The 12,480-nt window shown below is 55.8% G+C and carries 11 protein-coding genes, 1 tRNA gene and 1 pseudogene; 5 read left to right on the top strand and 8 right to left on the bottom strand.

Annotation, left to right across the window (positions count from 1 at the left end):
• Nucleotides 1–85: 85 nt before the first annotated feature.
• The 3 genes from DBP26_RS20290 (at nt 86) to DBP26_RS20280 (ending at nt 2,250) form a co-directional block, all read left to right on the top strand.
• Nucleotides 86–778 carry a pseudouridine synthase gene (locus DBP26_RS20290; protein ID WP_108239310.1) on the top strand — a complete coding sequence of 231 codons (693 nt, stop codon included), beginning with the start codon at nt 86–88 and terminating at the stop codon, nt 776–778.
• A gap of 308 nt (nt 779–1,086) precedes the next feature.
• Nucleotides 1,087–1,971 carry an alpha/beta hydrolase gene (locus tag DBP26_RS20285; protein ID WP_108239309.1) on the top strand — a complete coding sequence of 295 codons (885 nt, stop codon included), beginning with the start codon at nt 1,087–1,089 and terminating at the stop codon, nt 1,969–1,971.
• 205 nt (nt 1,972–2,176) lie between these two features.
• Nucleotides 2,177–2,250: transfer RNA gene (locus tag DBP26_RS20280), tRNA-Gly, on the top strand.
• 122 nt (nt 2,251–2,372) lie between these two features.
• Here the strand turns inward: DBP26_RS20280 and DBP26_RS20275 are convergent.
• The 5 genes and pseudogenes from DBP26_RS20275 to DBP26_RS20255 all read right to left on the bottom strand — a co-directional run bounded on the left by DBP26_RS20275 (nt 2,373) and on the right by DBP26_RS20255 (nt 7,896).
• Nucleotides 2,373–3,602: pseudogene (locus DBP26_RS20275) on the bottom strand (IS3 family transposase).
• 229 nt (nt 3,603–3,831) lie between these two features.
• Nucleotides 3,832–4,140: an IS66 family insertion sequence element accessory protein TnpB gene (gene tnpB, locus DBP26_RS20270; protein ID WP_256601896.1), complete on the bottom strand. Its 309-nt coding sequence runs from the start codon at nt 4,138–4,140 to the stop codon at nt 3,832–3,834.
• Nucleotides 4,141–4,683: 543 nt separating this feature from the next.
• Nucleotides 4,684–6,897, bottom strand: a complete 2,214-nt coding sequence (locus tag DBP26_RS20265; protein ID WP_108239308.1) for an AAA family ATPase — start codon at nt 6,895–6,897, stop codon at nt 4,684–4,686.
• Nucleotides 6,898–7,330: 433 nt separating this feature from the next.
• On the bottom strand, nt 7,331–7,570 hold the full coding sequence (locus tag DBP26_RS20260) for an SPOR domain-containing protein (RefSeq protein WP_108239307.1): 240 nt from the start codon (nt 7,568–7,570) through the stop codon (nt 7,331–7,333).
• Between the two features lie 98 nt (nt 7,571–7,668).
• Nucleotides 7,669–7,896 (bottom strand): hypothetical protein, encoded by a 228-nt coding sequence (locus tag DBP26_RS20255; protein WP_108239306.1) that lies wholly within the window; start codon nt 7,894–7,896, stop codon nt 7,669–7,671.
• A 186-nt stretch (nt 7,897–8,082) separates the two neighbouring features.
• Between DBP26_RS20255 and DBP26_RS20250 the strand changes: the two genes are divergently transcribed.
• Nucleotides 8,083–9,120 (top strand): DUF4917 family protein, encoded by a 1,038-nt coding sequence (locus tag DBP26_RS20250; protein WP_108239305.1) that lies wholly within the window; start codon nt 8,083–8,085, stop codon nt 9,118–9,120.
• A 29-nt stretch (nt 9,121–9,149) separates the two neighbouring features.
• Here the strand turns inward: DBP26_RS20250 and DBP26_RS20245 are convergent, their stop codons facing one another.
• Nucleotides 9,150–9,380, bottom strand: a complete 231-nt coding sequence (locus tag DBP26_RS20245; RefSeq protein WP_108239304.1) for a hypothetical protein — start codon at nt 9,378–9,380, stop codon at nt 9,150–9,152.
• A 238-nt stretch (nt 9,381–9,618) separates the two neighbouring features.
• On the opposite strand from DBP26_RS20245, the gene DBP26_RS20240 reads away from it, so the two are divergent.
• On the top strand, nt 9,619–10,518 hold the full coding sequence (locus DBP26_RS20240) for a DMT family transporter (RefSeq protein ID WP_108239399.1): 900 nt from the start codon (nt 9,619–9,621) through the stop codon (nt 10,516–10,518).
• 24 nt (nt 10,519–10,542) lie between these two features.
• Here the strand turns inward: DBP26_RS20240 and DBP26_RS20235 are convergent, their stop codons facing one another.
• Both DBP26_RS20235 and DBP26_RS20230 read right to left on the bottom strand, forming a co-directional pair.
• The gene (locus DBP26_RS20235; RefSeq protein ID WP_108239303.1) at nt 10,543–11,760 is read right to left on the bottom strand and encodes an SAM-dependent methyltransferase; all 1,218 of its coding nucleotides are present in this window, start codon (nt 11,758–11,760) and stop codon (nt 10,543–10,545) included.
• A gap of 96 nt (nt 11,761–11,856) precedes the next feature.
• A complete protein-coding gene (locus DBP26_RS20230; protein ID WP_108239398.1) occupies nt 11,857–12,474 on the bottom strand; it encodes a hypothetical protein in 618 nt (205 codons plus the stop codon).
• Between the last annotated feature and the right edge of the window lie 6 nt (nt 12,475–12,480).

Here is a 12,480-nt window from a genome sequence, read left to right as displayed (position 1 = left end):
TCAACCTTGGGGACTTTCGGGTGAGAATTCGCTCTCCAAGATCGGTGCGTCGGCGTACCATGCGGCTTTTCTGCACCTGACTGCCATGCGCCTCGACCGTTTTCTCAGCAATCTGCCCCGTTTCAGTCGCAAAGACGTGCGCTTGGCACTGCTCGCAGGCCGGGTCACGGTCGACGGGACCACCGTCCGCGAGCCGCTGCATGAAGTGCGTGAATTCAGCCGCGTGGCAGTCGATGGCGAGGTGTTGCAAGCGGGCAAATTTGCCCGTTATTTCATGCTGCACAAGCCACCGGGCTGCGTCAGCGCAACCACCGACCCTCACCACCCGACGGTCCTGGATCTGCTGCAAGAACCGGATAAGCAGGAACTGCATATTGCCGGGCGGCTCGACTTCAACACCACAGGCCTGATGCTGATCACCAACGACGGCCAATGGTCACGCCGCCTGACTCAGCCGGTGACGCTGTTGCCGAAAGTGTACGAAGTCAAGACCGAACAGCCCATTGGCCAGCATTACATCGAACAGTTCGCGGCGGGCTTTTACTTCGCCTACGAAGACCTCACCACCCGCCCAGCCCAGTTGGTCATCCTCGGCAGTCACCACGCACGGCTGACCCTCGTGGAAGGCCGCTATCACCAGGTCAAACGCATGTTCGGCTACTTCAACAACAAAGTGGTGAGCCTGCACCGCGAGCGCATGGGCCCTCTGACACTCGATCCGATGTTGAAGCCCGGCGAGTACCGAGCGCTTACCGCTGAAGAGATTCAGCACATCTGACGTCTTTCGACCGCTCGGCGGGTAGATTTCATAATTTCCCAACGGCACTTGCGGGATGAGGGTGCCACTGCTTGAATCCAATCGTCGGTCCACATGTGACCGGAGAGTCACGAGCGCATTCCAAGAAACCTTTTGTCGGCCGTACGCCTTGCAGGCAACGTCTGCCGACAAACCGCCCGCCAACAACAAAACCTGTCGGCCAGTTCGTAAAGGACCGACACGGGGCCCCCTTCAGGCATTGCCTACCTGTCACGAAACTCGTGCAACCTGGTTGCGCGCACACCTGTTTAACGTCAGGAGACATGGATATGAGGCCAGAAATCGCTGTGCTTGATATACAGGGCCAGTTTCGGGTTCACACGGAGTTCTATCGCGCAGATGCCGCCGAAAAGACCATCATCATGGTCAACGGCTCACTGGCCACGACCGCATCATTCGCCCAAACCGTCCGCAACCTTCACCCGCAGTTCAACGTGGTTCTGTATGACCAGCCGTACGCGGGCAAATCCAAGCCCCACAACCTCAACCACGCCCCGCTCACCAAGGAAACCGAAGGGCAGATCCTGCTGGAGCTGATCGACCATTTCAACGCTGAACACATCATGTCGTTCTCATGGGGTGGCGCACCGGCCTTGGTCGCCCTGGCCCATCGGCCCAAGCGCATCGAAAAAGCGGTGATCAGTTCGTTTTCACCGGTGATCAACGAACCGATGCGCGACTACCTCACTCGAGGCCAGCAGTATTTGGGCGCGTTCGACCGATTCGAAGTGGGCGCGTTGATCAACAGCACCATTGGCAAGCACCTGCCCTCGCTGTTCAAGCGCTTCAACTACAGGCACGTCAGCTCGCTGGACCTTCACGAGTACGCGCAGATGCACCATCACATCAACCATGTGCTGGAAGCCACAACCCAGAAACAATTGACGGCGGCGAAACGTATCAACGTGCCGGTCATGTTCATGAATGGGGAATGGGACGAATACACCTCGGCGCAGGATGCGAGGCTGTTTCAGAACCACGTGCGCGATTGCCACTTCACTACCATCAAAGAAGCTGGCCATTTCCTGGACATGGAACACAAAGCCGCGTGCGCAGAGTCCCAGAGCGCCCTGCTCGGCTTCCTGGCCGCACCTGCAGAACCCCGCCGACACCGCTATCGACAGGCCCAGACGCACCATGCATTTGCAATCTGACCGCAACGTATCAACGGTAGGGATTCATTCGCCCGCAATGGCACACGTGCCTTGGCGAATGAATCCCAGCCTTGGTATCGGAACCTTAATGATCCAAGCAGGTAGATAACACTTCATTTCACAGGCGGCATCTGGTACAAAGTCACCCGCTGAACGCGTCACGGCCCTCAGGCCACCCGCTCTCCCGAGCAAGGCGCGAAAAAAAGCGGGTATAGTTTAGTGGTAAAACGAAAGCTTCCCAAGCTTTAGTTGAGGGTTCGATTCCCTCTACCCGCTCCATCTCCTCCAGCATTTCCGGGCTCTCTAGGGAATTGCACAATCCAAAAAGCCCCGTTGCAATCTCTCCCTCCAGCAGCCAAAACCCTTTACTGGCCGCTACAAAACCGGACACCGCCACCTCGTTAACTTGATGCCGTCTTCATACGCCTGAACTCTCTGGGAAAGCGGTATTTCAGCGCGCTGTGTGGACGCTCCTCGTTGTAATGTTCGAAAGCGATTGTCAGGTTGCATAACGCCTTTTCGTGGTCCGGGCGAGGCATGTGGGCCACGTAGTCGCGTTTGATGGTCTTCACGAAGCTCTCGGCCATGCCGTTACTTTGCGGGCTGCGAACCGGCGTGGTCACAGGCTGCAAGCCGATTTGTTGTGTAAAGAGCCGAGTCTGCTCTGCGATATAGGCCGAGCCATTTCACTCAGCTACTGCACAGGCGTGCTGGGGAGTTAATCGCCAAACCGCTTCACCACGCTTTCTAGCATCAAGTCGCGAATATCGTCGCCACTATAACCGGTCGGGCTGGCCACCCAGCCAATCGCCTATCGGTCGCAGCACTCCAATACAAAGCTCACGTTCAACTTGGCGCCGTCATCGCAGCGAAATTCAAACCCGTCGGAACACCACCGGGGGTTGCTAGTAGCAACAGCGACGCGACCTTCATGCTTTCGAGCAACACCAGGCGGCTTTACACGACGTGCCAGCAAAAGTCGGTGGTCAGGCATCACGCGGCACCCCCGCTTCACATTGATCGCAGGCAGTGCCAACTGCTCGCGGGCTCGGCGCAGCAAGCCCCATATTCGGCGATAGCCATACGTGGGAAAATCGCCAAGATGCTCTCGAATTTCAGCCACTACAGCCGTGTCATCCGAGTGCCGAGCACGCCGTGCCTTTTTGACTGCGCGCCTGGTTTGAGCCGAACAGTTAACTGAGAGCGCGACACACCGAGACTTTCGCTGACCAGCTTCACTGGTCGTCCCCCGGCAACAAGGGTGAGTGCGCCATCCATTTTCGCGAACGAGCAATCTCCACGGCCTCTTTGAGCACTTCGGCTTGCATGGTCTTTTTGCCAAGTACTCGCTGAAGTTCGCGGATTTGCTTCAACGCATCGTTCAGCTCAGAAGCCGGAACGACGGCTTCGTCGGCACTGACCGCCGACAAGCTGCCTTCCTGATAAAACTTGCGCCACAGGAAAAGCTGGTTGGCATTTATGCCGTTGCGCCTGGCGACCACCGAGACGCTTTGCCCGGGTTCCAGGCTTTCGCGCACCATGGCCAGCTTTTGCTCGGGACTCCAGCTCCGACGGCGCTCCTGGCCAAGCAGTTCGCCGCCACCTTTATCGTTGCTGTTAGTTATAAACATACCCGTTTGCCTACCCCTTATCCTAAGGGGGTATTGAGCTCATGCCACCTATACACCGGCTGCCATCTGGACAGTAAACAGGTATCTTCCAGACTGATCCCGAGGCTACTAAGCGACCTAGGTTTTGACAGCATTTGAATTCTTAACGATGCGTCTTCGGATGGTTTGCTTTCGCTCATCTCCTCAATACTTACCTGACGCCGTTATCGGCGCCTTTTCCAACGGTCGCTCACCACCACGCCTTTTGAACGCAGCAGCACCGGGTAGTTTGAAACCGGTTCCTGTAAGCAGACTCCGGGAGATCTATTCCAATCTTTAATACAGCATCGCTGGCCGACGCCAGCGTTCGTGACACACCCCAGTACAGGATCTTCACTCGATTACGAGATTTGTTGAGGAAGACGAAAAGCACCGGGTCGAATATTGCCACTTTTATATCCGGTTCGACTAACGCGGTGAGGCCGTCGATGGATTTTCGAAAGTCGACAGGCTTGGGGTAGAGATAGACTTTTTCGACTTTGGCGTCGGGGCGCATCATGAGGTGCAGGCTTCAGAAAGAGATCGGGAGCACAGCATTGGGGATCAGATTAGCGCTTTGAATGTGTGGTTCATGGAGCGTTTACAAAGGATTCAGGCGTCGACGTCATCGATCATTTCATGCTTGATGAGGCACGACCAGCGCCTAGGTTGCCTACGGGTCAGTGGGTGATGCCCACCGTGGAGGGGGAGATTAGATAGTGCAGCTACCACCAAACTCATCCATTACCGCCGAGGCAGGGAACGGCGGTGCTTACGCACCTGTTCCCAACGACCAAAGCGGAAACGTTCGTATTGTCGTACAGGTACGACTTTCTCATGATTTCTCATGAAGAACCCTCCATATTTTCTCAGCATTGCCTGCTGATAGCCTTTGCGCCCCTTGCGCAAAGCTCATGCGGTTTGGAGGGTCAGGCAGCACGGAAAGGGAGTCGCTGGTGGTAGCTGCAGGTCTATCCTAGCAGCCACCTATGGGGATTGGAAGCGCTGGGTGGCACATCGCCACCACCGCCTTCCGAAGCCTCTTTTTGACGTCAGTTGGTCGTCATGTGCTCGAAGGCATAGTGCCCCCTTCCTCCCCGGCTATACCGCCCATCATGACGGCGTAGTGCTCGGGGTATCCGGATCTCGCAAAGACCCCTTGGAACTTCTCAATCATTTTGTCAGCGCTCCACCCACCAAAGTCAGTAATATTAATTGCGCCACCATGTGACTTCCGATTTATATAACGATAAAGCGGCTTAAATTCCAAATCCTCTTTTTCCAAGCCTTCGAGCGCCTTTATCAAGCTGTCATTCTTATGAATGAAGCTAAAGTACTGCTCCAAGATATTGCGCATCATGTTAGGCAACACCGCAGCGTGCACTTTAGAATCGCGCGCATCTTTAATTACTTGCCAGTATGTTTCGTAATCATTTTTTATTTCATCATGCCCTAATTTTTCGATACCACTATGAGCGCCCTTAGATACTCGGAAGCACGCGTATTTTTTTGTGATACCCGGCTGTGCATTTCTCAACAACTCATGAAAGAAGAACAAGTTATGGGTAAGCACGATGACTTGCTTGAATCTCGCTTCCGATGATAGCACGCGATGATAAATATGGGCGGCAACCTCATATACGTAATTGTGCGACAAGCTGGAGATCGGGTCATCAATCACGATAATCCTGTCGCTCGCTACCACCGGCTTGTCTGCATCTACACTGCCTGCGCACAGCTCAAGGAAATACAAGAAGGTAATAAGAGTCTTTTCACCTTCACTCAATGACTTATAAATATCGGTCGAATTATTCCCCCGAACCAGGCAGTAGCTAGTTCCGTCGCCATCAACCTTTTTCAGATTGAAACCCGTGATGCCAATGCTAGCGATAGACGCATTGATGTTTCTAACCGCCTCTTCAACATTGGTCATTTTCGACTGAAAATCACTTATCGCTAAAAGATTGCTTTTCCGCTGCTCAGCTAACACACTCTTCTTCGCATCTAAATCCGTGATGCTGCCGGTATGACTTCTCGTACTCTCTTGATGCCTGGCTATAATTTTTTCTGCTTGAAGACGCATCAATTGCCAAAGCTCAGTAACCACTTGGGCAAAGAGCTGATCCTTATTGCTCAATCTAAGATTGTACGCTTCATCCTTGGCCCTTTGAGCTTTGATCGCCAAATTTAAATTTGCTAATGTTGCCGTTGTAGATTCTAACGACAAAGATGTGGATACAGTTTTTTCTTTATCAGCCAATCGGGTTCGGTTGATTGTGAGCAACCGTTTCAACTCGCTTTTAGCCTTTATGAAAGATGTATCTGACTGAATTGCTGAAGATGTATACATCGGCGAATCTAATTCCAACTCCAGTGCGTCAACGGCACTGATATATTTTTCTTTCAGCAGAACAACCTTGGCTTTTTCTTGATCATAAGTCTCGTCAAATAGCGACTTGACGTTGACTAGGAAGTCGTGAGGCAAAGCTTGCTGACAGAGGGGACATACATTATCGGAGTGGCTTAGGAAAGGTAATGCTTTTTCAACCCAATCGGAATTTCCCAGTTTCTGAATAAGGTCTGAAAGATAAGAGTCACCGGAGGGTGTAATGACCTTGGCCAAGATAGGATCATTTTCGAGTATAGCGCCCGGGAAACTTATCTCAGGCAAGTTGGGAATTGGCTGCGCGTCTGAAGAGCTTAGCGCCTCGGCAGCTTCGGCTAGTTCTTTCTCCGTCCGGACTGGGCTTGTAGGGGGTGGGATTTTTTCTAGCTGGTCTTTAAAGGCTTCCTTCTGCCTCGGGCCACGAAAACAAGCAGCAAGAGCGCCCTTTTCAACTCCCAACCTTATCTCCCAAAGAGCGTCCCTGTAAGCAGTGGTTGCTTTAGTATGTAGCTCGTCGACTTCAGAACGCTTCGATGCTATGCGCTCGATTTCCTTACCTGCCGATTCTATGCTTTGGTGAAGTTCCGCAATCTTTTCTTTCGCGTCGATATTTCCTTCGTTCAGTGTGAAAATTCCAGGATGGTTATCATGGCTAAAATTTCGCTCAATAAACTTCTGGTTATATACAAAGACTTGATCCTGCTTAATCACTGGATCAACTTGACACGTCCGATATCGATTACCCGCTAGATCCTGCAAATAATCGCCAACAGTCGATTTTCCAGATCCATTGAGACCATAGACGAGGTTAATTCGTTTTAACGGCCCGAGAATGACCGGCTTATCTTTGGGGTAGCTGGTGACGTCCTTTAATGAAATTGTGGTTATCATTTGAGCATTCCATTGACCGGTATGTGTTAATCTTTATTGGCAGATAAAGCTCGCTATACGGCAAAAACTATAGCAGCGTAATGGCGATTTCATAGCCCCATCCTACCGTGACGGTGCAGGCGGGCCGGGGCAGGTTGATCAGCTCACTGTACGCGGCTCGTAGGTGCTTCGGCGCTCCGGCAACACCCGGGCTTTGCTCGACTGGTGAGTGAAGGATGGATCGGTGGGTGATGACGGCAGGGGCTGGGTTTGCGGGGGCTGGTGAGGGCGCCCGGTTACACACTTACACGGTTACACACTTGTAAGGGGCTTCTGTCCTATAAGAGTTCGATTCCCTCTACCCGCTCCACCTCCCCCAGCATTTCCGGGCCCTTCGCTGAAAAAGTGAAGTCTGGGCCTGACCCCACGCGATGTGACGCCAGGCCCGAATGCGTCAATGGCTGGTTCGGTCCTTGACCGTTTGTGTACTGCCCTCGTCCTTCTCTTCAGCCTGGCCCTCCATCGCCGTTCGCTCTTTGTAAGCAGGCAGTGACGCCGCAAATGCCATGGCTTCCTCCCGCGTTTCGAACGACCCAAGTCGGTCATGGTGCGTGCAGACCCGCCAGGGGCCGTTGTTGACGTTGATGACGTCATAACCATTGAAATGCGTTTTGCTGAGCATTGCGCTGTGCATTGGGACCTCCCTCTCGCTTCGGAGAGTGTGATAGGTGCTTACCCAAAAGACCTTACACCCGCTCAAGGCGGATTGAGCATTGGCTTGACCAACGGCTCTCAAGGTTTGAGAGGTATTTCCTCGTCTTTCTCGGACAGGCTTTTGCCGTCATCCGGGTGCTTCCAGGTCTGCGGGGGCGGCGTCTCACGATCGTTTTCGTCGAGGCCCTCCACTCGCTCGAACGTGTCCGCCTGTCGCCCGGCCTCGCTGTGGCGTGAGCGCTCCATCGGATTGGGATTGGGGCCTGGGCTTTGGGCTGCGGGGGTATTGACAGGATCAGTCTTCATGTTCACCTCCGGGCGAACCGGATGCTGGTGGGTTCATGGATTAGAAATGCGGAGCACCCGGCAGTTCGAAGGATTTTCCCGCGTCCGACCGCCGACAGCCCGATTGACAAGCCGCATCTGTGTTCCTATAAGTCCAGTCCGTTCTGGCTTACGTCAGGCCTGTTCACCCGAAAGCGAAGCGAGACGATGGATTTCACCGATTTTGATGCCGAACTGTCCGATTGGGCTCAGCTACAGAACACCCATCCCTGCACGGGGCTGTTGCTCGGGAACGGCGCAAGTCGGGCGGTGTGGAAACATTTCGCCTACGATTCCCTGTTCGAATTGGCCCAGACCACCCGCAACAAGCCGCTCAGCCCGACTGAACTGGCGTTGTTCAAGTCGATGGACACCGAGAATTTCGAACCCGTGCTCAGCGGGCTGAAGATCGCAATGCGGGTCAACGCGGCGCTGACCATCAGCTCTTCGTCGCCGCGCAATCGCTACTTCGCCATCAAGGAAGCCCTGATCCACGGCATACGTTCGGCCCACATTCCGTGGCGCCTGATGGAGCCTTCGACCATCGCCCACATCAGCCAGGCGCTGAGTCAGTATGAGACGGTGTATTCCACCAACTACGACCTGCTGGCCTATTGGGCGGTGATGCACGGTGCCCATCCGTTCGACGATTTGTTCGACGACGATGCCACGTTCAACCTGCATCGCACCGACAGCCATGCCACCCGCGTGCTTTACCTGCACGGTGGCATGCATCTGGTCAAACATTTCGATGGCACCACGCGCAAGTTGCTTTCTTCGGAGAGCACATTGCTGGGCAGTTTCGCCGTGAATGCACTGGAAGATGTGCCCCTGTTCGTCTGCGAAGGGCGCAGCGACGACAAGATGAAGATCATCCGCGGCTCGGACTACCTCGCCTATTGCCACGCCCAACTGGCCCGGCACCAAGGTGCGTTGTGCATCTTCGGCCACGCGCTGGGCAGGCAGGACCGGCACATTCTCGATGCGGTCCTGCAGGCCCGCCCGCAAACGCTCGCAATTTCCATACTGCCCCGCAACGACGCGTTCGTGCAGCACCAGAAAAGGCACTATCACGCGTTGTTTGAAGGGCAACACATTGAACTGCAATTCTTCAATGCACTGACACACCCGCTCGGCAACCCCAGGCTGTCGGTGCCGGTGACGCGGGCTGGAGACGGAGTGGAGGCGAAGGGAAGTCAGTCATAGTCGTCCGACCGCCCCCCCTCTCTGCGGGGTTACTCGTCCCCCTGCGACAAGGCCGTCACCACTACAGCATCGCGTGATACGTTTTTACTCGCGACCGTCGCCACCGCTTCGCTGGAGAGCCGCACGCTGCTCAAGGCGGCCAGCCGATCACTGCTCGTCGTCTTGACGACGCTCGCTGACCATTGGGCCGCTACGGTCGCCAGCCATGCGAACACGAACACTACAACACCTTGCAACGCCCACTTACCGATGCCCGACACGATGGCTCTCCTGACTGAACTGAATGGCGACAATTTGACCGTCAAACTGTTGCAGGAAGATGGCATTCAAGTTTTGCACCAACATTCGCCTTCGTCCGTTCGCAGGCCATGAAACGGCTGAAGCGCTCCCCTGGCAAAGTGTACGGCTGATTCTGTCGGTAGCTGTTAAGGGGCGAACCGCACCATTTGTGGCTGAATGGGCGTTCTTTTTATTTATAACAACAAGGCACGATTCGACATGTCTTCTCGCGAAAACACCGGCATGCTGCTCGGGCTGATCGGGGTGGTGATCTTCAGCCTGACGTTGCCGATGACCCGTATCGTCGTTCAGGAAATCCATCCGCTGCTCAATGGGCTGGGCCGCGCCTTGGTCGCTGCGATTCCAGCAGGCGCATTGCTGCTGTGGCGCAGGGAGCATTTGCCGACATTTGCGCAATTCAAAGGCCTGATGGTGGTGGCCTCCGGGGTCATCATCGGCTTCCCTGTGCTATCGGCCTGGGCCATGAAAACCCTTCCCGCCTCACACGGCGCACTGGTCAACGGTTTACAACCCTTGCTGGTAGCGATCTATGCCGCCTGGCTGTCTCATGAACGTCCGTCCCGCGCTTTCTGGGCCTGTGCCGCAATGGGCAGCGTTCTGGTGCTCGGGTATGCGCTCATCAGCGGCGCAGGTAACCTGCAAGCCGGTGATTTGCTGATGGTCGGAGCAGTGGCGATTGGCGGCCTGGGTTATGCGGAAGGCGGGCGGCTGGCGAAGCAGATGGGTGGCTGGCAAGTCATCTGCTGGGCCCTGGTGATTTCAGCGCCAGTATTGATTGTCCCGGTCGGCTACCTGGCCGCTCAGCATCAGGGGCCGATATCCGCCGGCGCCTGGTGGGCGTTCGGCTACGTTTCGCTGTTTTCGCAGTTCATCGGTTTCTTCGCCTGGTACGCCGGCCTGGCCATGGGCGGCATTGCCCGCGTCAGCCAGATCCAACTGATCCAGTTGTTCTTCACGATGGCATTTTCGGCTCTGTTTTTCGGTGAACACATCGACCCGATCACTTGGATCTTCGCCGCTGGCGTCGTGGTGACCCTGGCCATCGGGCGCAAGACTGCCGTCATCGCGCCGAAGCCCAGGGTGGCTACCCGCGTCTAGCCGACCGCGTCTGGCCAACCGCGTCTAGCCAAGCAAGCCGTCCGCCTGGAGCAATGTCTCCAGGCACTGCTCGCTGATGTTGTAGAACGTCTTCAATTCCTGAATCCTGGCCAACAGCTCGGTCGGATCCTGTGCGGCGGGGCGTTTGACCGCCAGGATCATCTTGTTCTTGTTGGTGTGTTCCAGCGAAATGAACTCGAACACCTTGGTCTCGTAACCGCAAGCCTCCAGCAGCAGTGCGCGCAGTGCGTCAGTGACCATCTCCGCCTGCTGCCCCATGTGCAGGCCGTATTGCAGCATGGGCTTGAGCAGCGTCGGGCTCTGGATCTGCAGGCGGACCTGTTTGTGGCAGCACGGCGAACACATAATGATCGACGCCCCGGAGCGAATGCCGGTGTGAATGGCATAGTCCGTGGCAATGTCACAGGCATGCAGCGCAATCATCACATCCAGTTCGCTCGGTGCGACCGAACGCACGTCCCCGCATTTGAAGACCAGGCCAGGGTGTTCCAGCCGACCCGCCGCGTCGTTGCACAGCGTCACCATGTCTTCGCGCAACTCGACGCCCGTGACGTTGCCTTCGGCCTGTAGGGTGTTGCGCAAGTAATCATGGATGGCGAAGGTCAGGTAGCCTTTGCCCGAGCCGAAATCAGCCACGCTCACCGGCTTGTCCAGTTTGATCGGCGACTGGCTCAGCGCGTGGGAAAACACTTCGATGAATTTGTTGATCTGCTTCCATTTGCGCGACATGGCCGGTATCAGCTCATGCTGCCTGTTGGTCACGCCCAGATCGGTCAGGAACGGGCGACTCAACTCCAGGTAGCGTTTTTTTTCACGATCATGCCCGGCCGATGGCGCTTCGCGCTGCTGTTGTGAAGTTGTCCGGTGCAGCGAGCTCTTGCCCTTTTTGCCGAATTCCAGCTGGACTTCGTCCGTCAATGACAGCAGGTGGGCGTTTCTGAATGCGTCGGGCAGCAAGCCTGCGATAAGCGCTTGCGCGTCGGCCAGCGGATGATTCTTGGTGATGTCGCGGGTTTTGTAGCGGTACACGAAAGAGAGACAAGGCTGCTGCTTGATCGTGGTCGGTTTGATGATGATCCGCTGTAGATCCACCTCATCACCCACGTAGCGGGCCAGCACCAGCTTGATCAACGAGCCTTGAACCAGGCAGGTATCGAGCAAGCCGAGAAAGTCCGCGCGGTGATCCTGCGCTGGCGTGGGGTGGGAAGCAGTGACGGACATCGGATACAGCCTCGGGAAGCGAAAGATACGAAAGCGGTATTTTAGGCGGGTACGACGCTGGGGTGGGCATATTTATGAGGGATGCGGGGCTGGGTATTACTCCAGCACCACCAAACGGTTGGGCAACTCATTGCGTGGCTGCGTCACCGGCACCTGATCGGCCAGTACCTCGCCACAGGCGCGAATGCAGCCCAGAAAGCCCTCCAAGGTCTGGCCTCGGGCCACTTGCTGGGTGAACACATCCACCAGGGTTCGCCAGACCTCATCGTCCACGCGTCGGGCGATCCCGTCGTCGACGATGATTTCAACGTAGCGCTCGGCCTCGCTGACGAAAATCAGCATACCCGTGCCGTTCGCCGTGGCATGCAGGTTCTGTTCTAGAAATTGCCGACGCGCCATGTTGCCCGCACGCCAATGCCGCACGGAGCGGGGCACCAGCCGCGTGACGACCGCTGGCAGACGGCACACCAACGCCACGACGATGAAGGTGGCGATCTGCGCCAGCAGCAATTGGTTGGCGCTGAGCCAGCCCGGATAGAAATTGATGAGCCCGGGAATGAACAGCGCCGCCAGCCCGGCCCAAATCAGCGGCACATACGCGTAGTCATCGGCGTTGGCCGCCAGGACAGTGACCAGCTCCGCGTCCGTGGCGCGCTCCACCGCTTCAATGGCGCTGGCAACCTGCTGGCGTTCGTGTTCCGTGAGTAACGTCATGCGTTG

The organism is Pseudomonas sp. RIT409 (genome assembly GCF_003052515.2).
GTDB lineage: Bacteria > Pseudomonadota > Gammaproteobacteria > Pseudomonadales > Pseudomonadaceae > Aquipseudomonas.
The sequence above is the reverse complement of the archived record's forward strand: the minus strand, read 5'-3'. Positions and strand labels throughout refer to the sequence as shown.